Below are 21,540 nucleotides of genomic sequence, written 5' to 3'. Positions count from 1 at the left end.
TTTTTATCATTGATGGTGTGATATGGAACCGATCGAACAACAACTGACTGAACTGCGAACCACGCTTCGCCATCATGAATATCTGTACCACGTTATGGACGCGCCGGAAGTGCCCGATGCGGAATATGACCGCCTGATGCGCGAGCTGCGCGAGCTGGAGAGTCAACATCCGGAGCTGATTACCCCGGACTCGCCGACTCAGCGGGTGGGGGCGGCGCCACTAACTGCCTTCAGCCAGATCCGCCATGAAGTGCCGATGCTGTCGCTGGACAACGTGTTTGATGAAGAGAGCTTTCTCGCCTTCAACAAGCGGGTACAGGATCGCCTGAAAAGCACTGACGATCTCACCTACTGCTGCGAGCTTAAGCTCGACGGCCTCGCGGTGAGTATTCTCTACGAAAACGGCGTACTGATGCAGGCCGCGACCCGCGGCGACGGTACCACCGGCGAGGATATTACCTCCAATGTGCGAACCATTCGCACTATCCCCCTCAAGCTGCATGGCGAGAATATCCCGGCACGTCTTGAGGTGCGTGGTGAGGTTTTCCTTCCGCAGGCCGGGTTTGAAAAAATCAATGAAGAAGCGCGCCGCACCGGCGGAAAAGTGTTTGCTAACCCGCGTAATGCGGCGGCGGGTTCGCTGCGCCAGCTCGATCCGCGCATCACGGCGAAGCGACCGCTTACTTTCTTCTGCTACGGCGTTGGCGTGCTGGAGGGCGGTGAGCTGCCGGCCAGCCACTCGGCCCGTTTGCAGCAGTTCAAAGCATGGGGACTGCCGGTGAGCGATCGCGTCACCCTGTGTCATACTCCCGAGGAAGTGCTCACTTACTATCGTAAAGTCGAGGAAGATCGTCCTCATCTGGGCTTTGACATTGATGGCGTGGTGATCAAAGTCGATTCGCTAGCGCTGCAGGAGCAGTTGGGTTTTGTGGCCCGCGCGCCGCGCTGGGCCGTGGCCTTTAAGTTCCCGGCACAGGAGCAGATGACTTTCGTCCGGGATGTGGAGTTCCAGGTAGGGCGCACCGGGGCGATCACGCCAGTGGCGCGCCTGGAGCCGGTCCATGTCGCCGGCGTGCTGGTGAGCAATGCCACCCTACATAACGCCGATGAAATCGAACGCTTAGGTCTGAAAATCGGCGACAAGGTAGTGATTCGTCGTGCAGGCGATGTGATCCCGCAGGTGGTCAATGTGGTGCTTTCCGAGCGTCCGGCGGATGCCCGGGATGTTGTCTTCCCGACCCACTGCCCGGTATGTCAGTCCGACGTTGAGCGAGTGGAGGGCGAGGCGGTAGCCCGCTGTACGGGCGGCCTTATCTGCGGCGCGCAGCGTAAAGAGTCGCTTAAGCACTTCGTCTCCCGTCGCGCGCTCGACGTTGACGGCATGGGTGACAAGATCATCGACCAACTGGTGGAGAAAGAGTATGTCCATACGCCGGCGGATCTGTTCCGCCTGAGCGCCGGGAAACTCACCGGGCTGGATCGGATGGGGCCGAAGTCCGCGCAAAATGTGGTCAATGCTTTGGAAAAAGCCAAAGAGACGACCTTCGCACGCTTCCTCTACGCTCTGGGTATTCGCGAGGTAGGCGAAGCGACAGCGGCGGCCCTGGCGGCGCATTTCGGCACTCTTGAAGCCCTGGAGCAGGCTTCCATTGAGGAGCTGCAAAAGGTCCCTGATGTTGGCATCGTGGTTGCCACCCATACCTTCAACTTCTTTGCCGAAGAGAGTAACCGCGATGTCATCGCGCAGCTGCTGGCCGAAGGCGTTCACTGGCCGGCGCCAGTCGTGGTGAAGGCGGAAGAGATTGATAGCCCGTTTGCGGGTAAAACCGTGGTCCTGACCGGCAGCCTGAGTCAGCTATCGCGGGATGACGCCAAAGCGCGTCTCGTCGCGCTGGGGGCGAAGGTGGCAGGCAGTGTGTCGAAGAAAACTGACCTGGTGATTGCCGGCGAAGCGGCGGGTTCTAAGCTGGCGAAAGCGCAGGAGCTGGGCATTGAGGTGATTGACGAAGCCGAAATGATGCGTCTGCTGGGAGAATAACGTGGATAAAGCGCAGCTGGTCGAAATAGCCAATACTGAGATGCCGTTCGGTAAATACAAGGGACGTCGTTTAATCGATGTCCCGGAAGAGTATTTACTGTGGTTTGCGCGTAAGGATCAGTTTCCTGCCGGCCATCTCGGCGAGCTGATGGCGTTGACCCTGCTGATTAAAACCGAGGGGCTGAGCGATCTGGTTCAGCCCCTGAAGAAAGCGCGTTAAGCTTTGGCGGCGTTGGCCTTTTCCTCAGCGAGACGCGCATCGGTTTGCTGCTTGTAGCGCCGCGCCAGCACTGCGCAGACCATCAGCTGGATTTGGTGGAAGATCATCAGCGGCAGCACCATGATGCCGAGGATGGAGGTCGGGAAGAGAATATTGGCCATCGGGATGCCGTTGGCCAGACTCTTTTTCGAACCGCAGAAGACGATGGTAATCTCATCGGCTTTGTTAAAGCCGCAGCGGCGGGCGACGAACACGTTAACAGCGATGACAATGGCCAGCAGCACCAGGCTGACCACCACGATAAACAGCAGCGATCCCAGACCGACTTTATGCCAGATGCCATTCACCACTGCCTCGCTAAAGGCGGAGTAAACCACCAGCAGAATCGAGGTCTGGTCGGTCTTACCAATCCACTTCTTATGCTTCGCCACCCAGTTGCCGATCCACGGCCGTGATAAGTGACCGAGTACGAAAGGCAGCAGCAGCTGCAGCATGATTTTACCGACCTGCTCCAGGCTGCCGCCTGCGCCATGAAGGTTCATCAGGACGCCCACCAGCAGCGGTGAAACAAAGATCCCCAGCAGGCTGGAGGCCGAGGCTGAGCACACCGCCGCCGCGACGTTGCCTCCGGCCAGCGAAGTAAAGGCGATAGCGGATTGCACGGTGGCCGGCAGAATGCACAGATAGATAAAGCCGCTGTAGAGCATCGGATCGATATTCACCGGCGCCCACCAGGCAAACAGAACCCCGAGTACCGGGAAGAGTATAAAGGTGCTGCACATCACCCACAGATGCAAACGCCAGTGGCTGCCGCCGGCGATAATCGCTTCCCGGGAGAGTTTAGCGCCGTGCATAAAAAACAGCAGGGCAATGGCGGCGGTGGTCAGATGTTCAAAGAAGGGAACGAAAGCGCCACGGGCGGGGAAGAATGAGGCCAGCAGGACAACGGTGACCAGGGTTGCCGTAAACGGATCGAGAATGCGGAAAAGTTTCATAAACGCTCCTGAAAAGAGATGCGCTATTGTGCTTTTTTTCATTTGAGAAATAAAATTGATTTATTGCATCTATTCATGAATAAAAAAGATGAATTACTCTCTGCGTCAGTTAAAAGTATTCGTCACCGTCGCCCGGGCCAGAAGCTTCAGCCGGGCAGGGGAGATGATTGGCTTAAGTCAGTCGGCCGTCAGCCATAGCGTTAAGGAGCTGGAGCATCAGACCGGCGTCCGGCTACTCGACCGTACCACTCGCGAAGTCGTGCTCACCGAAGCGGGTCAGCAGCTGGCGGGGCGGCTGGAGCGTTTGCTCGATGAGTTGACGATTACCCTGCGCGACGCCGGGCGCGTCGGCCAGCAGATGAGCGGTACCGTCAAGGTCGCCGCCAGTCAGACGATTTCCGCTCACCTGATTCCGCAGTGTATTGCTCACAGCAACCGTCGTTATCCAGATATCGATTTTGTGTTGCACGATCGGCCCCAGCAGTGGGTGCTGGAGAGTATTCGCCATGGGGAAGTGGATTTCGGCATTGTGATCGACCCCGGCCCGGCGGCAGATCTGCAGTGTGAAGTGGTCCTGGCGGAACCTTTTTTGCTGCTCTGCCGGGAGGATCATCCTTTTGCCGGCCTGACGGAGGTGCCGTGGCAAGCGCTGCAGGATGAGAGACTGATCCTGCAGGACTATGCCTCCGGCAGCCGTCCGCTGATTGATGCGGCCCTTAGCCGGCTGGCTATCCGGGCGAACATTGTGCAGGAGATTGGTCACCCGGCAACGCTGTTTCCGATGGTAGAATCGGGAATTGGCATCAGCGTTCTGCCGGCGCTGGCGCTGCCGTTACCGCAGGGGAGCCATCTGACGGTGAAGCGGCTGACCCCGGTGATGGAGCGGCAACTGATGCTGGCATGCCGGAAAAATCGCTCGCTGTCGACCGCCGCTCAGGCGTTATGGGAAATTGTGCGTGAAGAAGGGGCAAATTTAACCGCTGCGAGGGTGGAAGATCCGCTGTATCAGCGCTGACAGGGGGAGTGCTGCGGGGGAACTCGCGGCAAGACCGCAAACTGCGCATAGCAAAAAGGCGCCTTTAGGGCGCCTTTTTACATTGGTGGGTCGTGCAGGATGACTCGGCTTGGCCTCGCCCTTCGGGCCGTCGCCGCAAGCGGCTCCGTTGTCTCACTGCGTTCGACCCGAACCTGCTGCAGAGAAACTCGTCTCATCCTGAGACTCGCCCTGCGGGCCAACGCTGCCGCGTCGTTCAAAATTGTTCCCGACAATTTTGTCGAATCGTTGAGTTCGGCGCATAGCAAAAAGGCGCCTTTAGGGCGCCTTTTTACATTGGTGGGTCGTGCAGGATTCGAACCTGCGACCAATTGATTAAAAGTCAACTGCTCTACCAACTGAGCTAACGACCCGAAGTGGTGGGTGATGACGGGATCGAACCGCCGACCCCCTCCTTGTAAGGGAGGTGCTCTCCCAGCTGAGCTAATCACCCACTTCGGTACTTCACATTTTGACAGAAAATCCAGCTGGCGAGAAAGTGGTGGGTGATGACGGGATCGAACCGCCGACCCCCTCCTTGTAAGGGAGGTGCTCTCCCAGCTGAGCTAATCACCCACTTCTCAATTTTCTGTTCTACACGGCGGAGACTACGTTAAGTAGTGGTGGGTGATGACGGGATCGAACCGCCGACCCCCTCCTTGTAAGGGAGGTGCTCTCCCAGCTGAGCTAATCACCCCCGCTGTGTGGAGTCGCATTATAGGGAGAGTTGAAAATGAGTCAACGCCTTTTCTAAAGAATTCGTTCGTTCGTCGTAAAATTAAACAAAGCGATCGTAAAACCGGCGGCGTAGCATGATTTATAAACAAAAATGGCAAACCGTGACGTTCCGACGGGATCAACATTGAGGAATCAGCCCACGGTGTTAGAATATTGACCCATAATTTCCACCGGACATTGCCGGCTATCGGCATCTTTATTAAACGTAAGGCCAATTCATGAAAATCAAAACTCGCTTCGCGCCAAGCCCAACAGGCTATCTGCACGTTGGCGGTGCGCGTACTGCTCTCTATTCCTGGCTTTTTGCTCGTAACCACGGCGGTGAGTTTGTGCTGCGTATTGAAGACACCGATCTCGAACGCTCCACCCCGGAAGCAATTGAAGCCATCATGGATGGCATGAACTGGCTGAATCTGCAATGGGATGAGGGCCCTTATTACCAGACCAAACGTTTCGACCGTTATAACAACGTGATCGATGAGATGCTGGAAGCTGGCACCGCTTATAAATGTTATTGCTCGAAAGAGCGTCTGGAAGCGCTGCGCGAAGAGCAAATGGCGAACGGTGAGAAGCCGCGTTACGATGGCCGCTGCCGCCATAGCCACGAGCATCATGCCGACGATGAGCCGTGCGTGGTGCGTTTTGCCAACCCGCAGGAAGGGTCGGTGATCTTTGACGATCAGATCCGCGGACCTATCGAGTTCAGCAACCAGGAGCTGGACGATCTGATCATTCGTCGTACCGATGGTTCCCCGACCTATAACTTCTGCGTGGTGGTAGATGACTGGGATATGGCGATCACCCATGTGATCCGTGGTGAAGATCATATCAACAACACACCGCGCCAGATCAACATCCTCAAAGCGCTGAATGCGCCGGTGCCGGTTTACGCCCACGTGTCGATGATCAACGGCGATGACGGTAAAAAACTGTCCAAACGCCACGGTGCGGTGAGCGTGATGCAGTATCGTGACGATGGCTACCTGCCGGAAGCGCTGCTTAACTATCTGGTACGTCTGGGGTGGTCCCATGGCGATCAGGAGATCTTCACCCGCGAAGAGATGATCGAGTTCTTTTCGCTGGGGGCGGTCAGCAAATCCGCGAGTGCGTTCAACACCGACAAACTGCTGTGGCTGAACCATCACTACATCAATACGCTGCCGGCGGAATACGTGGCGACGCATCTGCAGTGGCACATCGAGCAGGAAAATATCGATACCCGTAATGGCCCACAGCTGGCCGAGCTGGTGAAACTGCTGGGCGAGCGTTGCAAAACGCTGAAAGAGATTGCTCAGAGCTGCCGCTACTTCTATGAAGAGTTCGCTGAGTTCGATGCCGATGCGGCGAAGAAACATCTGCGTCCGGTGGCGCGTCAGCCGCTGGAAGTGGTTCGCGACAAGCTGGCGGCGATCGGCGACTGGACAGCGGAGAACGTCCACCATGCAATTCAGGCAACCGCTGATGAGCTGGAAGTCGGCATGGGTAAAGTCGGCATGCCGCTGCGCGTGGCGGTTACCGGGGCAGGGCAGTCTCCTGCGCTTGACGTCACCGTCCACGCTATCGGTAAATCGCGTAGCGTGGAGCGTATCAATAAAGCGCTGGCTTTTATCGCTGAACGTGAAGGTCAGGCGTCCTGATTGGGACGTGGATGAAACAACGGCAGGGTTACCCCTGCCGTTTTTTTTGTCTGTTACACCGGGCTGGCGATGCCGAGGCGGGCAAGAAAGCCGCTAATCCCTTCCCGGGCCAGCAGATCGCGAAGCTGCAGCCGTTCGGCCGGGGTCATCAGCTGCAGGGTTTCTGTGATTTGCCGCCAGACCACGTCTGCCTCATTGACCAGATAAGCACCGGGCGATTCCGCCAGATGATTGTCGGTAAACAGGTGTCGCCTGGCAGGCGCGTTGGTCAGAAATTCGAGCACCGGTTTGTCGATGACCACCAGTCGCGCGCGTCCTCCTTTGACGCCGGGTATCGCTTCCGTGCGCCATTTTTGCTGGCGAACCCAGCGATTGATCGTTTGTCTGGCCAGTCCCAGGCAGTCGGCGAGCTCTGCGGGTGTCATTTTATCTTTCAGTTTCATCATGCTTTACCGATCGCGGATCCCTAACCGAAGCAGTAACCCGGTGATCCCTTCGCGCAGCAACAGCGACATCAGCTGCTTCTGCTCGCTGGGAGTGAGCTCTTTGCTAAGGGTCAGCAGCAGCGATTCCAGATCGCTGTCGTGGGTAGAATAGGCGCCTGGTGTCTCTGCCACGCGCTGAGCGCTGCGGATAAACTCCCTGACTTGCTCATTGACATGGACCAGCCGCGCTTTGCCACCCTGGACGCCAGGCCGCGGAGAGGTTTGCCAGCCTTCTTTCCGCACCCATTTATTGATGGTTTGCCGACTATAGCCGGTCAGGTGGGCGATTTCTTCAGGTGTCATTCGTTCCTTGAGCATACTATTTCCTGAGTAAATGTATGGGAATTAGCTGCACATGTTATAGCATCCTTTTACGTGAAAAAGTGACCTGTTTAACTTCTGGCTGCGATAAGGCTCGCAATGTCAGCAAGTTGCCTGCTTTTTCAGCGATTGAATTGCGAAGGATAATTTTGCCGTTGACACCTGAGCGAGGAATTCATATTATGCCGCCCGTCAACACGACACGCTTTACGTTACGGGGCTATAGCTCAGCTGGGAGAGCGCTTGCATGGCATGCAAGAGGTCAGCGGTTCGATCCCGCTTAGCTCCACCAAATTCTGCACCCAGCAGATTTGGTTCGTAAAGAGGTCCTGTGGGGCTATAGCTCAGCTGGGAGAGCGCTTGCATGGCATGCAAGAGGTCAGCGGTTCGATCCCGCTTAGCTCCACCAAAATTCAGAACCCTCGCCTCGGCGGGGGTTTTTGTTTTTAGCTGTTTTCATGTAAAGCACTTTCTGGTTAAGTCAGTTAATCTCCAGCTATTAAAATCGAAAGTAATTTCAGACTTTTTCCTGATAATTCACCTTGCCTGCCCTAAATAAGCAACATAACATTTCCCCCATTAAACGTAATGAGGTTGCCGGAGTTTTAATTAACAATAATGCTTGATAAAATTAACATTAATATCAAAAAAACTCTGTTGGCCTTTCTCGTCAGTTTAGTCGCTATTCCGCTGGCTCGTTTTATTTCACCGCAAACGGTTATTGATGGCAATCTTATTTATATTGCCTGGCTACCAATCAGCGTGATGTTTTCTGTTATTTTTATCTTTGGCCGCTATGCGATCGCACCATTAATTCTCGCGTTTGCCATTACCAATAGCTTTCTCATTGAATTAACGCTGTCACAGGCGCTTATTCTGCTCTTTTGTCAGCTGTTTGCTGTGTTTGTCTCCTGCGCTGTTTTACGCCTGATGGTGGGCAAGCGCTGGCGGTGTGGCCCCACGGCGAAACATATGGGGGCGCGGATCTTCTGGGGCGGCTTCTTCGCGCCGGTGCTGTTGAAAATCACCATGTACCTTGCCGGGCAATATTTTGCGTTTCCATTATCTATTACCAGTTACTTTGGTAGTATGCCGTTGATTTATACCGTAATAGATATCCAAAGTTTAATCAGCGCGGCATTAATTTTTACGACGTTTCTTTATTATCCAATGCGGATGATTATCAGTCCGCACTATGCCCGACGTTTCTGGCGTCAGGAATGTTTACCATGGCTGGCACCCAAACATCGTTCTTTTACCCTATATTGGTTTATCTCGCTGGCGCTTTTATTAACTTTACTGTGTGCGCCGTATCAGTCTGAATTTATTGCCGGTTATTTAGTTCCGGTGATATTTATTGTCTACTTTATCGGGATTAGCCGGATTGGTCATGCGCTGCTGCGTATTTCATGGTCTGTCTCAGCCTTTTTGCTGGTGGTGTATAATAAAAACTTTCTCCAGGGCGTCCAGAGCGAGTATTCATTATCCTTTGTGCTGTCAGTCCTGATCTCCTTCACTATCTGTTTGTTTTATATGGCAGACACCTATGCCCGCAGCGATCGCAATAAACGCCGCTGGCGTAGCCAGGCGGAAGAGGATCCGCTGACGGGCTTACCTAATCTGCGCGCGCTGGTGAGCCATTTACAGAGCAGTCCTCTGCAGGCTATCTGCAGCTTGCGTATCGATAATCTCGATTTTCTTAGCCGACATTATGGGCTAATGATGGGCGTGGACTGTAAACGGCAAATCATCCGGGCGCTTCAGCCGCTGTTGGGGGCAACGGATAAAGTCTTCCAGGTTCCCGGCAGCGAATTGATCCTCGTGCTTGACGGGCCGGACCCTGCGGCGCGGCTAAACCATATGGTCGCCATCCTCAACCACAAAAAGTTCAGCTGGCATAATCAGCCGCTGGATCTTGAGTTTGGCGCGGCATGGAGCCGTGATGACGGTCAGGGTGAGACGCTGCACCAGATGCTGGGCCAGCTCAGCTGGCTTTCCGAACAGGCGGGCAGTGAACGCCGGGTACTGGCGTTGGATGAGGAGCAGGAGCTGGTGGTGGATCAAACCACCGAGCAGGTACGCCTCCTGATGCGCGTCAAGCAGGTTCTCAAAGAGCGGGCGCTGGTGCTCTATGCGCAACCGATTCAAAACGCGGAGGGGGAGGGCTATCATGAGATCCTCACGCGCATGCGCTGTGGTGACGGCGTCATTATGCCGGATCAGTTTATTCCGCTGATTGTGCAGTTTAACCTCAGCCAGCGTTTTGACATGCTGGTGCTGGAGACCCTGTTCAGTTCGCTCCATCAGCATCCCGGCCAGCGGTTCTCGGTCAATCTGCTGCCTTCAACCCTGATGCAAAAAGACAGCGCGGCGCAGATTATCGCGCTGTTTCAACGCTATCGCATTTCGCCAGATCTTATCACCATTGAGGTGACCGAAGAGCAGGCCTTCTCCAATGCCGACACCAGCCAGCAAAATCTCGACGCGCTGCGCGCGTTTGGCTGCGCCATCGCCATTGATGACTTTGGCACCGGTTATGCGAACTATGAACGACTGAAGCATCTGCAGGCCGATATCATTAAGATTGACGGCTGCTTCGTCCGCGACATTCTGACGGACCCGCTGGATGCCATTATGGTGAAATCGATTGTCGAAATGGCGCGGGCGAAACAGATGAGCGTGGTGGCGGAATATGTCGAAAGCGAACCGCAAAAAGCGCGCTTGCTGGAACTGGGCGTGAATTATCTCCAGGGTTACCTGGTCGGTAAGCCTCAGCCGTTGGGCGAATGACGGGTAAAAAAAAGCCGGGCATTGCCCGGCTCAGATGATAGGCGCCTGTTACAGAACCAGTGCCGCAATCGAAGCGGACAGCACGCTAACCAGCGTGGAGCCGTAGACCAGCTTCAGACCGAAGCGAGAAACCACGTTACCCTGTTCTTCGTTCAAGCCTTTGATCGCCCCGGCGATGATGCCGATAGATGAGAAGTTGGCGAAGGAGACCAGGAAGATAGAGATAATGCCTTCCGCACGCGGAGAGAGCGTCGAGGCGATTTTCTGCAGATCCATCATGGCGACGAATTCGTTGGAGACCAGCTTGGTGGCCATAATACTGCCCACCTGCAGCGCTTCGCTTGCCGGCACACCCATCACCCAGGCAACCGGGTAGAAGATATAGCCGAGGATCCCCTGGAAGGAGATGCTGTAGCCGAACCAGCCGGTCACGGTGGCGAACAGGGCGTTCAGGGCCGAGATCAGCGCGATGAAGCCGATCAGCATCGCCGCCACGATAATCGCGACTTTAAAGCCCGCCAGAATGTACTCGCCCAGCATTTCGAAGAAGCTCTGGCCTTCGTGCAGATTCGACATCTGCAGATTTTCTTCGCTCTCTTCCACGCGGTACGGGTTAATCAATGACAGAACGATAAAGGTGCTGAACATGTTGAGCACCAGCGCCGCGACGACATACTTCGGCTGCAGCATGGTCATGTACGCGCCTACGATCGACATCGACACGGTGGACATCGCCGTCGCCGCCATGGTGTACATGCGGTTGCGCGACATTTTGCCGAGAATATCTTTATAGGCGATAAAGTTTTCCGACTGACCGAGGATCAGCGAGCTCACGGCGTTGAAGGATTCCAGCTTGCCCATGCCGTTGATTTTCGACAGAACGGTACCGATGGCACGGATGACAATCGGCAGAATACGAATATGCTGCAAAATACCGATCAACGCGGAAATGAAGACGATAGGGCACAGAACCTTAAGGAAGAAGAAGGCCAGACCTTTATCGTTCATGCTGCCGAACACGAAGTTTGTCCCTTCGTTGGCAAACCCGAGAAGCTTTTCAAACATCTCAGAGAAGCCTTTCACAAAACCCAGACCAATATCGGAGTTCAGGAAGAACCAGGCCAGCAGGACTTCGATGACAAGCAGTTGAACAACATAACGAATACGGATCTTTTTACGGTCGTGACTGACCAACAGGGCCAGTATAGCCACCACAACGATCGCGAGGACAAAATGCAAGACGCGGTCCATAGTTGCTCCAAATATGAGGCAGGTTAAATTTCCGTGCACATTCTATGCAACGGCTTTAAAGAAAACGAGATCAATTGCACACTATTGCAAGGAACTGTGACCAATGGCAAAAATAGTGATCAAACATCCACTTTTGTTATGTTACGTAAAGGTTTTAAAAGTTGCATTCTTGTACTACTCTTAGTACTGGGCACGCTCTCGTGTTCTAACGCCCGTTTTTCATTTCCGGCCAGCTATTGTTCCCGCCTATCACAGCAATCATTATCTCCATTTTAAATGAACTTGATAATCATTCGCATTTTGATAGCATGAAACATAGCAAAGGCTATATTTCCAGAGGCAGAAGATGACTAGCAGTCGCGTTGAGAATAGCAGTAGTCGCGCCGCGCGCAAGGTGAAGCTCGCCCTCATGGGGCCCGCTTTCGTCGCTGCCATTGGCTATATCGACCCCGGTAATTTCGCCACTAACATTCAGGCTGGCGCCAGCTTTGGCTATCAGCTGCTGTGGGTCGTGGTATGGGCCAACCTGATGGCGATGCTGATCCAGGTGCTCTCTGCCAAACTGGGCATTGCCACCGGCAAAAATCTGGCCGAGCAGATCCGTGACCATTACCCGCGCCCGGTGGTGTGGTTCTATTGGGTGCAGGCGGAAATCATTGCGATGGCCACCGACCTGGCTGAATTTATCGGCGCCGCGATTGGCTTTAAGCTGGTACTGGGCGTGTCGCTTCTGCAGGGGGCGGTGCTGACCGGGGTGGCGACCTTCCTGATCCTGATGCTGCAGCGGCGCGGGCAAAAGCCGCTGGAGAAGGTGATCGGCGGGCTGCTGTTGTTTGTCGCTGTGGCCTATGTCGTGGAGTTGATCTTTTCTCAGCCCGCGCTGGCCCCCCTGACAAAAGGGCTGGTGATCCCTACGCTGCCCAACGGCGAGGCGGTATTCTTAGCCGCCGGGGTACTGGGGGCGACCATTATGCCGCACGTTATCTACTTACATTCCTCGCTTACCCAGCATCTGCACGGCGGTACGCGGAAAGAACGCTATAACGCGACCCGCTGGGATGTGGCGATCGCCATGACCATTGCCGGGTTTGTCAACCTGGCGATGATGGCGACCGCCGCGGCGGCATTCCATTTCAACGGCCATACCGGCGTCGCCGATCTCGATCAGGCTTACAGAACGCTGGAGCCACTGCTGAGCCACGCGGCGGCGACCATCTTTGGTCTGAGCCTGGTCGCTGCAGGTTTATCATCGACGGTAGTGGGTACCCTGGCAGGGCAGGTCGTCATGCAGGGGTTTATCCGCTTTCATATTCCGCTGTGGTTTCGCCGGGCGGTCACCATGCTGCCGTCGTTTGTGGTGATCCTGCTGGGGCTGGATCCTACGCGTATCCTGGTGATGAGTCAGGTGCTGCTGAGCTTTGGTATTGCGCTTGCTCTGGTGCCGCTGCTGATATTTACCAGCAATGCGCAACTGATGGGCGACCTGGTGAATACCCGCTGGGTGAGAGTCACTGGCTGGGTGATTGTCGCCATTGTGGTGAGTCTGAACGGCTGGTTAATTGTGGGATCGCTGCTCGGCGTGGCGTAGTTCTTGACCCGCGCTGGTTAAAGCAAAGGGGAGCCAATGGGCTCCCCTTTTCGTCTGTTAGTGATGACCATGGCCATGGCCACGTCCGCCCGGGCCTCGTCCCCAGCCGCCGCGGTGGTCGTCGCGGTCGCTCCAGCCAGCACGATAGCCGCGCTCCCAGGCTTTATTTTTACCCTTGTCCCAGCCGCGGTGCCAGCCGTTGTCATGTCGATGCCAACGGTTATCACGCCATTCATAGTGACGACGCCAGTAATCACGGTCGCGCCAGCCGCCACCGTCCCAGTAGTTACCGTAATTGTCACGATCGCCTATTTGTAATTTTACCGATGGCAGCAGGGTGATTTCACCAGCGTTAGCGACTAGTGGCGCTGCGGCCAGCAGTACTGCTGCCAGAATCAGTGACCTGAACATACTCTTCTCCTTCACGATCGGGGCCGTAAGCGGCCTGTTAACCTGATATTACGGGCCGGTAAAGACCCGCCGCATCGGACGAACTCCGAAAGCGCAGAAAAGAGCACTTTTTGCTAAAGTAACATTTGCTTTACAGCGCAAGGATGGCGTCGATGGCCGCGCACTCTTCGGTGCTGAAATGGCGATTCTGCAGCATGCCGACGGCATCATCCAGCTGCGTGGTTTTGCTGGCGCCGATCAGCACGGAGGTCACTTTCTCCTCGCGCAGAACCCAGGCCAGCGCCATCTGCGACAGCTTCTGCCCGCGCTCTTCCGCTATCGTATTTAGCTGACGAATTTTTTCTAATCGCGCGGCGGTCAGTTGCTCCGGCTGCAGAAAACGACTGCTGCTGGCGGCGCGAGAGTCGGCCGGGATACCGTTCAGATAGCGATCGGTAAGCTGTCCGCCCGCCAGCGGTGAAAACGCTATACTTCCCACCCCTTCCGTCTGCAGAAAATCCAGCAGCCCCTCTTCCGCACTGCGTTCGAACATCGAATAGCGGGGCTGGTGAATGACGCAGGGCGTACCGAGGTCGTTAAGGATCTTCACCGCCTCCTGCGCCTGGGCCAGCGGATAGTTGGAGATCCCGACGTACAGCGCTTTACCCTGACGGACAAGATGATCGAGCGCACGCATTGTTTCCATCAGTGGGGTCTGCGGGTCCGGGCGGTGATGATAAAAAATATCGACATACTCCAGCCCCATGCGCTGCAGGCTCTGGTTAAGACTGGCCACCAGATATTTGCGTGAGCCCCAGTCGCCGTACGGGCCGTCCCACATGGTGTAGCCCGCTTTGGTGGAGATGATCAACTCATCGCGATAGGGCTGGAGCGCCTCTTTCAGAATGCGGCCAAAATTGCTCTCTGCTGAACCCGGCGGCGGCCCATAGTTGTTGGCGAGGTCGAAATGAGTTATGCCAAGGTCAAACGCGTGCAGGAGCATCTGCCGGCTGATCTCCACGCGCGTTTCGTCGCCAAAGTTGTGCCACAGGCCGAGAGAAATCGCCGGGAGCTGAAGGCCGCTGCGACCGCAGCGACGATATTCCATCGTTTGATATCGCGTGGTGCTTGCCTGGTAAACCATTCTTCCTCCGCAGATAAAACAGGGTGTGTATGCGTTTACACTAATCAATGTTTTGCGTGGAGTACACCGCTTTTTGGGCGTAACTATTGCTTTACACCGGCTTTATCGTCCCCCTTCTGGACAGGCGGATCGCTTATTCAATACTCAAATTACACCTGCACCAAAATGAGGATAATGGACATGCAACCGACCTACACTATTGGGGATTATCTGCTGGATCGCCTCGTTGACTGCGGTATTGACCGCTTGTTCGGCGTACCAGGGGATTACAACTTACAGTTTCTCGATCGCGTCATCGCGCACAGCGCATTAGGCTGGGTCGGCTGCGCCAACGAGCTGAATGCGGCCTATGCCGCTGACGGATATGCGCGCATCAAAGGGGCCGGTGCGCTGCTGACCACCTACGGCGTCGGCGAACTGAGCGCGCTGAACGGCATTGCGGGTAGCTATGCGGAACATATTCCGGTATTGCATATCGTCGGCGCGCCCTCTACCGGCGCTCAGCAGCGTGGCGAACTGCTGCACCATACCCTCGGCGATGGCGATTTTCGCCATTTCGCCCGCATGAGCGAGCAGATCACCTGCAGCCAGGCGCTGCTGACCGCCGGCAACGCCTGCCATGAGATCGACCGTGTCCTGCGCGATATGCTGACGCATCATCGGCCCGGCTATCTGATGCTGCCGGCCGATGTCGCCAGAGCAGCAGCGATTGCCCCAGCCCAGCGCTTACTGGTGGAGCCCGCTCCGGCGGATGAAAACCAGCTCGCCGGGTTCCGCGAACATGCCAGCCGCCTGCTGCGGGGCAGCCGACGCATTTCTCTGCTGGCGGATTTCCTGGCGCAACGCTATGGTCTGCAGAACACGCTCCGGGAGTGGGTGGCGAAAACCCCCATCGCTCACGCCACCATGCTAATGGGCAAGGGGTTGTTCGATGAGCAGCTGAGCGGGTTTGTCGGGACCTATAGCGGGATCGCCAGCGCCCCGCAGACCCGGGAGGCGATTGAAAACGCCGACACCATCATCTGCATTGGTACGCGCTTCACCGACACTATCACCGCGGGATTCACCCAGCATCTGGCGCGGGAGAAGACCATTGAGATCCAGCCCTTCGCCGTCAGGGTGGGCGACCACTGGTTCAGCGGCGTGCCGATGGATCAAGCTCTGGCTGCATTAATGACGCTTTCCGCCCCGCTGGCGGCGGAGTGGGCGGCGCCTCAGGTCGTGGCGCCGGAAGTGGAAGAGGAGGGCGAAGGCGAGTTAACCCAGAAGAATTTCTGGTCGACAGTGCAGGATGCGCTGCGCCCCGGCGATATTATCCTCGCCGATCAGGGGACGGCGGCGTTTGGCATCGCGGCGCTTAAGCTCCCCTCTGAGGCATCGCTGATCGTCCAGCCGCTGTGGGGATCGATTGGTTTTACCCTCCCGGCGGCCTATGGCGCGCAAACCGCGGCGGCAGAGCGGCGGGTGGTGCTGATTGTCGGCGATGGCGCTGCCCAACTCACGATTCAGGAGATGGGCTCTATGCTTCGCGATAAGCAAAAACCGCTTATTCTGTTGCTGAATAACGAAGGGTATACCGTGGAGCGGGCGATTCATGGCCCTGAGCAGCGCTACAATGACATCGCCCTGTGGGACTGGCAGCGGCTGCCGGAAGCTTTCGCCCCGGACGTTGTTTCTCGCTGCTGGCGGGTCACGCACACGGCTGAGCTACGGGAAGCGATGGCGGAAAGCATCACCTCCGATACCCTTACCCTGGTCGAAGTGATGCTACCGAAAATGGATATCCCCGATTTCCTGCGTGCGGTGACGCAGGCGCTGGAGGAACGAAACAGCCGCGTTTAGTCGGTATGTCGTTTGGCAATCATCAACGGCCTCCCGGCCAGCAGCAGCCAGGCCGGGAGCATCACAATGCACAGCAGCGGTAGCAGCGTCGTATCCGGGACCACCACGGCGGCCATAAACAGGCTAAGCCAGCCGTCGCGGGTGACGACCAGCACCATGCCGAGGATCGCGCAGGAGACGGTGATCGCCGCTGGCACGGCATCCACGTGGGCATGCAGCATCAGCCCCAGCGCCACCCCGACGAAGACCGCCGGGAAAATCCGCCCACCGCGGAAACCGCTGGCGGAGGCGAGCACCAGGGCAGCCAGTTTGACCAGCGCGATGAGCAGAAAATCCGCGGCGGTTAGCGTCTGGCTGAAAGCCAGCTGCTGCATCTCATCCAGCCCCTTAAACAGCGTTAAGGGCCCGCCAATAGTCCCCAGGATCCCCAGCAGCAGCCCGCCGATGCCCAGCGTCAGGATGGGATGTCTCAGGCGATGCATCAGGGCGTGCAGGCGCGGCAGACACCAGACGGCCACCATGCCGACGGCGATAGCAATCAGAGCGACGATCATGCCGCTGATGATATCGACGAAGTGCATCTGGCCATAATGGGGGATCGGCAGCGTGAAATGTGGGTGGAAAAACAGCCCGGTCGTCAGCGCGCCCGCGGCGGCGGCAAGCAGCGGCGCAAAAAGACGATCCCACAGCGGCGACTCGTTGCTGCTGTTGAGGGTTTGCGAAAAAATCAGCGCGGCGGCCACCGGGGTGCCGAAGAGGGCGCCGATGGTGCCTGAGGCCGCGAGGATGGTCCAGTCCAGCGAGCTGACGCGCGGAAACAGCCGTGAACCGACGGCGACGGCCAGCGCAATATTCACCACCATAATCGGATGCTCCGGGCCGAGACTGACGCCGCCGGCAAGGCCGAGGATCAGCGCGGCCAGCAGCCCGGGCAGCGCGCCGGTGGCAATGGGGGCGCCAATGAGCGATTCGGTCGCCGGATCCGGCCCGGCGTGTCCCGGGCTGTAGCGGACGACCAGGCCCACGGCGATCCCTGTCGCCGTGAGCATGGCGATAATCCATAGCGGGCTGTCAGCGCTGATCCCCAACTGGGTGGGCAGATTGCTCCACAGCACGCGCTGTAGCAGCGCGGCAACCTTCATCGCGCCGATCAGGATCAGACTGCAGGCGATACCTATCAGGATGGCCGGCACCGACAGGATCAGCATTGTTCTGGCGCGAGGATGGAGCATGAAAATGTCCTTGTCAAAGTTCTGAAGCACTACTTTGCCTTCGTCGGTAGGGGCCGTCGATGCAAATGGTGCTGAAACGATAAAGTTAAGGCGGCGTCTGATTCCCGCGGCGTCGTTTACCGACTACCTTGCATAGATTACAAACTAAATGTGACCTGTGTCGCTAAACAAGGGGCGTCTGCGCGTTGGACGTTGTTGTTAAGCCGCCATGAATTTACAGTGTGCCAAAAGAATTATTTTGACTTTAGCGGAGCCGTAACGGAATGACAAAATTTGCTTTAGTAGGAGATGTCGGGGGGACCAACGCCCGCCTGGCGCTATGTGATCTGGCGAGCGGAGAGATCTCTCGTGCTAAGACCTATTCCGGGCTCGATTATCCCAGTCTGGAGGCGGTGGTGCGCGTCTATCTGGAGGAGCACCAGGTGACCGTCAACGAAGGCTGTATCGCCATTGCCTGCCCGATCACCGGCGACTGGGTAGCGATGACCAACCATACCTGGGCCTTCTCCATCGCTGAAATGAAGCGCAACCTTGGCTTTGCCCATCTGGAGATAATTAACGATTTTACCGCCGTTTCCATGGCCATCCCGATGCTGAAAGCCGAGCACCTCATTCAGTTTGGCGGCAGCGCTCCGGTAGCGGGCAAACCGATCGCCGTTTATGGCGCCGGAACCGGGCTTGGCGTGGCGCATCTGGTGCACGTTGACAAGCGCTGGGTCAGCCTGCCGGGCGAAGGCGGTCATGTCGATTTTGCGCCGAACAGCGAAGAAGAGGGGATTATTCTGGAAGAGCTGCGCGCCGAGCTGGGGCATGTTTCCGCAGAACGCGTGCTCTCGGGTCCCGGACTGGTCAATTTGTACCGCGCGATTGTGAAGTCTGATGGCCGCCTGCCGGAAAACCTGCAGCCACGCGAGGTCACCGAGCGAGCGCTGGCGGACAGTTGTACCGACTGTCGCCGGGCGCTATCGCTGTTCTGCGTCATTATGGGCCGCTTCGGCGGAAACCTGGCGCTGACTCTCGGGACCTTTGGCGGCGTGTATATCGCCGGGGGCATCGTGCCGCGCTTCCTGGAGTTCTTTAAAGCCTCCGGCTTCCGCGGCGGTTTTGAAGACAAAGGCCGTTTCAAAGCTTATGTTCAGGATATTCCGGTTTACCTGATCGTGCATGAAAACCCGGGCCTGCTGGGCTCTGGCGCGCATCTGCGTCAGACGCTGGGCCAGGTGTTATAAGCGCATCCCTCCCGGGCTACCGTCGTAGCCCGGATGGCGGGACTTCCCGCCTCTACAGATTCATCAGCTGGCGAAACTCTTTCACTTTACTGCGGCTCACCGGCACCTGAAATTCAAGGTCGCGCAGGCGCAGCACATAGGTATTGTTAAACCACGGCTCAATTTCGCGGATCTTGCTGAGATTCACGCAGTACGAGCGGTGGCAGCGAAAGAAATGTGCGGTGGGCAGTTTGCTGCAGAATTCGGTGATGTTCATTGGCATGACGAATGACTCCCGGCGGGTATAGACGAACGTCATCTTTTCATGCGCCTCGGCATAATAAATATCATGAATGCTGGTGACGATTATTCGTTCATCTTTTATCAGATTGATGGTGTCGTTTTCTCGTGGCGCCGCGCTGGTCGCTCCCGCAGCGACGTTATTTTGCTGCTGCCAGGCGGCGGTTAGCTTTTGTAGCATATTGATGATGCGTGACTCCTGGTAGGGCTTCAGGATGTAGTCAAACGCCTCCAGCTCAAAGGCTTCCACGGCGTGCTCTTTCCACGCGGTGATAAAAACGATAAAAGGCTTATGGGCAAACTGGCTGATGTTTTGCGCCAGCAAAACCCCGTCCAGCGACGGAATATTGATATCGAGAAAAATGGCATCGACCTTGTTGTGCTGGAGAAACTTCAGCACGTCCAGGCCATCGTCAAAGCTGCCGACGATCTCCATCTGGCTGTGGGTGTTGATAAGCCAGGAGAGCTCCTGCTGAGCCAGAAACTCATCTTCCACAATAATAACTTTCATCTTTTCTCCGCTCATGACAACAGAGACTCCGTCAGCGCCTGCGGCGTGTGTTGATTGGGGACATAAAAGGCGATTTCTGTTCCTGGCGTCAGGGTGCGGATATGCAACCCCTCGCCGTAGAGGAGCTTCACCCGGTGATGAACGTTAAGCAGGCCGATTTTATTTCCCGGCATTTCGTCGGCTTCCACGCGAGCGACCACGGCGGGATCGATGCCGTTGCCGGTGTCGCGAACGCTGATGCGAACCCGATTGCCGCACTCGTTAATGCCGATCGTCACCACCCCCTTGCCTTTACAGGGCTGGATACCATGAACGATGGCATTCTCCACCAGCGGCTGGATAAGCAGGCTCGGGATCACGCAGCTGACGTCGTCGTCAATATCATAGATGACCGTCAGCTTGTCGCCGAATCGCGCCTGTTCAATGGCGATATAATCTTTGATCTGATACAGCTCTCGTTTGATATCAATCTGCTCATCGTCTTTTAATTCGATGTTATAGCGCAGGTAGCGTGACAGATTAAAAATGAGCTGGCGCGCGGTGTCCGGATTAAGGCGAATCGAGGAGGAGATCGCGTTCAGGGCATTGAATAAAAAATGCGGGTTAATTTTGCTTTGCAGGGCGCGCAGCTCCGCTTTGTTGGCCATCTCGCGCAGCTGTTCGGCGCGGGAGACTTCCAGCTGGGTGGAGATTATTTGCGACAGGCCAATCGCCATCTCCTGCAGCGTCGAAGTGATGCGATGGGCGTGGCAGTAATAAATTTTTAGCGTGCCGGTCACCACCCCTTTTTCCCACAGCGGGATCACCATCAAGGAGTGGATCTCCGGCGTGCGGTGGGCTTCATCATTGTTTTTTATAATGATTTTCCCATAACGAATCGCCTGCCGGGTGGTAGGGCTGATGACATCGTCGTGGTGTTGATAGTTGGCCTCCCCCACGCCCACGTAGGCCAGCACATGCTCGGTATTGGTGATCGCCACCGCGTCAGCGGTAATGTCACGGCGGATAATCTCGCATACCTGGCGCAGAGAATCGCTGTTAACGTGACGAAACAGCGGCAGGGTTTTGTTAGCGATATCGAGCGCCAGTTTTGCCTGCCGCGCCGCGCTGGCCTCCTTTTCCCCTTCCACGCTCTGCACCAGCAGCACGATAAAACCGATGCAGACGCTGCCGAGGATCATCGGGATACCAATTTTAGAGACGATATCCAGGCCGAGGCTCAGGGAAGGCGCCCAGACCACCACCAGGATCATGGTCAGGGTCTCACACACCATGCCGGCCAGAATGCCGATTTTCCACCGTTGATCGCGGGCCACTTTACGGTTAATCAATCCTGACAGCAGGCCTGCGACAATGCTGGTGATAAAGCAGGGCACGGCGGTGACGCCATCGATATCAATCAGGTAGCGGTGTACGCCGGCAATTACCCCGACAATTGCCCCTACCCACGGACCAAACAGGATCCCGCCGGACATGACGGCGATAATGCGTACGTTTACCAGCGAGCCTTCCACCGGAACGCCGGACCAGGTGCTGAACAGGGCGAACAGCGAGAAAATGGCGGTCACGGCCAGCAGCTCTTTCGGCGTATGGGCCGACTTATGCAACAGTTCGCGGAACAGGCGCAGGCGAATGAGGAAAAACAGGCAAATAAGCATCAGGGCCGCACGATCATAGACCGCCAGCATCATCGTAAAAATTTCGTGCATGGGTGTGCCGCGTCAGTGGCCAGAAAAGAACATGATAAAAAACCTGACGGCAGAAGACCAGCCGCAGAAATATAATGAGGAAAAGGCATACTTTTTAAAGGGGATTGA

The 21,540-nt window shown here is 56.4% G+C and carries 17 protein-coding genes, 6 tRNA genes and 1 other RNA gene; 10 read left to right on the top strand and 14 right to left on the bottom strand.

What is annotated here, in order from left to right:
* Positions 1 to 22 precede the first annotated feature (22 nt).
* Together ligA and SPE70_RS19190 are read left to right on the top strand one after the other, a co-directional pair.
* A complete protein-coding gene (gene ligA, locus SPE70_RS19195; RefSeq protein WP_012540946.1) occupies positions 23 to 2,038 on the top strand; it encodes an NAD-dependent DNA ligase LigA in 2,016 nt (671 codons plus the stop codon).
* Between the two features lies 1 nt (position 2,039).
* Entirely contained in the window at positions 2,040 to 2,258 is a 219-nt protein-coding gene (locus tag SPE70_RS19190) for a DUF3820 family protein (RefSeq protein WP_002913440.1), read from the top strand.
* On the opposite strand, the gene SPE70_RS19185 is transcribed toward SPE70_RS19190, so the two are convergent.
* The gene (locus tag SPE70_RS19185) at positions 2,255 to 3,253 is read right to left on the bottom strand and encodes a bile acid:sodium symporter family protein (protein WP_064170363.1); all 999 of its coding nucleotides are present in this window, start codon (positions 3,251 to 3,253) and stop codon (positions 2,255 to 2,257) included. The two genes, SPE70_RS19190 and SPE70_RS19185, sit on opposite strands and share 4 nt — an antisense overlap.
* An 88-nt stretch (positions 3,254 to 3,341) precedes the next feature.
* Between SPE70_RS19185 and SPE70_RS19180 the strand changes: the two genes are divergently transcribed.
* On the top strand, positions 3,342 to 4,268 hold the full coding sequence (locus SPE70_RS19180; RefSeq protein ID WP_008803880.1) for a LysR family transcriptional regulator: 927 nt from the start codon (positions 3,342 to 3,344) through the stop codon (positions 4,266 to 4,268).
* An 83-nt stretch (positions 4,269 to 4,351) separates the two neighbouring features.
* On the opposite strand, the gene SPE70_RS19175 is transcribed toward SPE70_RS19180, so the two are convergent.
* From SPE70_RS19175 to SPE70_RS19155, 5 genes are all read right to left on the bottom strand, one after another.
* Positions 4,352 to 4,489, bottom strand: a non-coding RNA gene (locus tag SPE70_RS19175) — RtT sRNA.
* A gap of 95 nt (positions 4,490 to 4,584) precedes the next feature.
* Positions 4,585 to 4,660, bottom strand: a tRNA-Lys gene (locus SPE70_RS19170).
* A 4-nt stretch (positions 4,661 to 4,664) separates the two neighbouring features.
* Positions 4,665 to 4,740: transfer RNA gene (locus tag SPE70_RS19165), tRNA-Val, on the bottom strand.
* 46 nt (positions 4,741 to 4,786) lie between these two features.
* Positions 4,787 to 4,862 (bottom strand) — tRNA-Val (locus SPE70_RS19160).
* Between the two features lie 45 nt (positions 4,863 to 4,907).
* Positions 4,908 to 4,983: transfer RNA gene (locus tag SPE70_RS19155), tRNA-Val, on the bottom strand.
* Positions 4,984 to 5,242: 259 nt separating this feature from the next.
* Between SPE70_RS19155 and gltX the strand changes: the two genes are divergently transcribed.
* The gene (gene gltX, locus SPE70_RS19150) at positions 5,243 to 6,661 is read left to right on the top strand and encodes a glutamate--tRNA ligase (protein ID WP_008803881.1); all 1,419 of its coding nucleotides are present in this window, start codon (positions 5,243 to 5,245) and stop codon (positions 6,659 to 6,661) included.
* A gap of 53 nt (positions 6,662 to 6,714) precedes the next feature.
* Here gltX and SPE70_RS19145 read toward each other — a convergent pair whose 3' ends face one another.
* Both SPE70_RS19145 and SPE70_RS19140 read right to left on the bottom strand, forming a co-directional pair.
* Positions 6,715 to 7,107: a MerR family transcriptional regulator gene (locus SPE70_RS19145; protein WP_043875455.1), complete on the bottom strand. Its 393-nt coding sequence runs from the start codon at positions 7,105 to 7,107 to the stop codon at positions 6,715 to 6,717.
* Positions 7,108 to 7,110: 3 nt separating this feature from the next.
* Positions 7,111 to 7,464, bottom strand: a complete 354-nt coding sequence (locus SPE70_RS19140; RefSeq protein WP_008803883.1) for a YfeC-like transcriptional regulator — start codon at positions 7,462 to 7,464, stop codon at positions 7,111 to 7,113.
* Positions 7,465 to 7,683: 219 nt separating this feature from the next.
* On the opposite strand from SPE70_RS19140, the gene SPE70_RS19135 reads away from it, so the two are divergent.
* The 3 genes from SPE70_RS19135 (at position 7,684) to SPE70_RS19125 (ending at position 10,257) form a co-directional block, all read left to right on the top strand.
* Positions 7,684 to 7,759: transfer RNA gene (locus SPE70_RS19135), tRNA-Ala, on the top strand.
* Between the two features lie 41 nt (positions 7,760 to 7,800).
* Positions 7,801 to 7,876: transfer RNA gene (locus SPE70_RS19130), tRNA-Ala, on the top strand.
* Between the two features lie 209 nt (positions 7,877 to 8,085).
* Complete coding sequence (locus tag SPE70_RS19125) at positions 8,086 to 10,257, top strand: EAL domain-containing protein (RefSeq protein ID WP_012967481.1); 2,172 nt, start codon at positions 8,086 to 8,088, stop codon at positions 10,255 to 10,257.
* Positions 10,258 to 10,305: 48 nt separating this feature from the next.
* Here the strand turns inward: SPE70_RS19125 and nupC are convergent, their stop codons facing one another.
* Entirely contained in the window at positions 10,306 to 11,508 is a 1,203-nt protein-coding gene (gene nupC / locus SPE70_RS19120; protein WP_012540950.1) for a nucleoside permease NupC, read from the bottom strand.
* A gap of 346 nt (positions 11,509 to 11,854) precedes the next feature.
* On the opposite strand from nupC, the gene SPE70_RS19115 reads away from it, so the two are divergent.
* Complete coding sequence (locus SPE70_RS19115) at positions 11,855 to 13,096, top strand: Nramp family divalent metal transporter (RefSeq protein ID WP_012540951.1); 1,242 nt, start codon at positions 11,855 to 11,857, stop codon at positions 13,094 to 13,096.
* A 57-nt stretch (positions 13,097 to 13,153) separates the two neighbouring features.
* Here the strand turns inward: SPE70_RS19115 and SPE70_RS19110 are convergent, their stop codons facing one another.
* Both SPE70_RS19110 and mgrA read right to left on the bottom strand, forming a co-directional pair.
* A complete protein-coding gene (locus SPE70_RS19110) occupies positions 13,154 to 13,507 on the bottom strand; it encodes a DUF2502 domain-containing protein (protein ID WP_008803887.1) in 354 nt (117 codons plus the stop codon).
* Positions 13,508 to 13,637: 130 nt separating this feature from the next.
* Entirely contained in the window at positions 13,638 to 14,630 is a 993-nt protein-coding gene (gene mgrA / locus SPE70_RS19105; protein WP_032730868.1) for an L-glyceraldehyde 3-phosphate reductase, read from the bottom strand.
* Positions 14,631 to 14,810: 180 nt separating this feature from the next.
* Between mgrA and SPE70_RS19100 the strand changes: the two genes are divergently transcribed.
* Positions 14,811 to 16,472, top strand: coding sequence for an alpha-keto acid decarboxylase family protein (locus SPE70_RS19100; protein WP_022066013.1), 1,662 nt, complete (start codon positions 14,811 to 14,813; stop codon positions 16,470 to 16,472).
* Here the strand turns inward: SPE70_RS19100 and SPE70_RS19095 are convergent.
* Positions 16,469 to 17,704, bottom strand: coding sequence for an ion channel protein (locus SPE70_RS19095; RefSeq protein WP_022066014.1), 1,236 nt, complete (start codon positions 17,702 to 17,704; stop codon positions 16,469 to 16,471). The two genes, SPE70_RS19100 and SPE70_RS19095, sit on opposite strands and share 4 nt — an antisense overlap.
* Before the next feature lie 263 nt (positions 17,705 to 17,967).
* Between SPE70_RS19095 and glk the strand changes: the two genes are divergently transcribed.
* On the top strand, positions 17,968 to 18,933 hold the full coding sequence (gene glk, locus SPE70_RS19090; protein ID WP_012540954.1) for a glucokinase: 966 nt from the start codon (positions 17,968 to 17,970) through the stop codon (positions 18,931 to 18,933).
* Positions 18,934 to 18,985: 52 nt separating this feature from the next.
* Here the strand turns inward: glk and SPE70_RS19085 are convergent, their stop codons facing one another.
* Together SPE70_RS19085 and SPE70_RS19080 are read right to left on the bottom strand one after the other, a co-directional pair.
* A complete protein-coding gene (locus SPE70_RS19085; protein WP_012967486.1) occupies positions 18,986 to 19,723 on the bottom strand; it encodes a LytR/AlgR family response regulator transcription factor in 738 nt (245 codons plus the stop codon).
* Positions 19,724 to 19,734: 11 nt separating this feature from the next.
* Positions 19,735 to 21,432 (bottom strand): sensor histidine kinase, encoded by a 1,698-nt coding sequence (locus SPE70_RS19080; protein ID WP_012540955.1) that lies wholly within the window; start codon positions 21,430 to 21,432, stop codon positions 19,735 to 19,737.
* Positions 21,433 to 21,540 lie beyond the last annotated feature (108 nt).

Source organism: Klebsiella sp. ZJOU C1 (assembly GCF_035620215.1).
GTDB lineage: Bacteria > Pseudomonadota > Gammaproteobacteria > Enterobacterales > Enterobacteriaceae > Klebsiella > Klebsiella variicola.
Note: the sequence above shows the minus strand (reverse complement) of the source record. Positions and strands in the feature narration are given on the sequence as shown.

Excerpts from the sequence above, each read along its gene's own strand:
- SPE70_RS19080 (WP_012540955.1), bottom strand. The coding sequence starts at position 21,432 with ATGCACGAAATTTTTACGATGATGCTGGCGGTCTATGATCGTGCGGCC.
- SPE70_RS19095 (WP_022066014.1), bottom strand. The coding sequence starts at position 17,704 with ATGCTCCATCCTCGCGCCAGAACAATGCTGATCCTGTCGGTGCCGGCC.
- SPE70_RS19085 (WP_012967486.1), bottom strand. The coding sequence starts at position 19,723 with ATGAAAGTTATTATTGTGGAAGATGAGTTTCTGGCTCAGCAGGAGCTC.
- SPE70_RS19110 (WP_008803887.1), bottom strand. The coding sequence starts at position 13,507 with ATGTTCAGGTCACTGATTCTGGCAGCAGTACTGCTGGCCGCAGCGCCA.
- SPE70_RS19100 (WP_022066013.1), top strand. The coding sequence starts at position 14,811 with ATGCAACCGACCTACACTATTGGGGATTATCTGCTGGATCGCCTCGTT.
- gltX (WP_008803881.1), top strand. The coding sequence starts at position 5,243 with ATGAAAATCAAAACTCGCTTCGCGCCAAGCCCAACAGGCTATCTGCAC.
- SPE70_RS19140 (WP_008803883.1), bottom strand. The coding sequence starts at position 7,464 with ATGCTCAAGGAACGAATGACACCTGAAGAAATCGCCCACCTGACCGGC.
- glk (WP_012540954.1), top strand. The coding sequence starts at position 17,968 with ATGACAAAATTTGCTTTAGTAGGAGATGTCGGGGGGACCAACGCCCGC.
- SPE70_RS19185 (WP_064170363.1), bottom strand. The coding sequence starts at position 3,253 with ATGAAACTTTTCCGCATTCTCGATCCGTTTACGGCAACCCTGGTCACC.
- SPE70_RS19180 (WP_008803880.1), top strand. The coding sequence starts at position 3,342 with ATGAATTACTCTCTGCGTCAGTTAAAAGTATTCGTCACCGTCGCCCGG.
- ligA (WP_012540946.1), top strand. The coding sequence starts at position 23 with ATGGAACCGATCGAACAACAACTGACTGAACTGCGAACCACGCTTCGC.
- mgrA (WP_032730868.1), bottom strand. The coding sequence starts at position 14,630 with ATGGTTTACCAGGCAAGCACCACGCGATATCAAACGATGGAATATCGT.
- SPE70_RS19145 (WP_043875455.1), bottom strand. The coding sequence starts at position 7,107 with ATGATGAAACTGAAAGATAAAATGACACCCGCAGAGCTCGCCGACTGC.
- nupC (WP_012540950.1), bottom strand. The coding sequence starts at position 11,508 with ATGGACCGCGTCTTGCATTTTGTCCTCGCGATCGTTGTGGTGGCTATA.
- SPE70_RS19125 (WP_012967481.1), top strand. The coding sequence starts at position 8,086 with ATGCTTGATAAAATTAACATTAATATCAAAAAAACTCTGTTGGCCTTT.
- SPE70_RS19115 (WP_012540951.1), top strand. The coding sequence starts at position 11,855 with ATGACTAGCAGTCGCGTTGAGAATAGCAGTAGTCGCGCCGCGCGCAAG.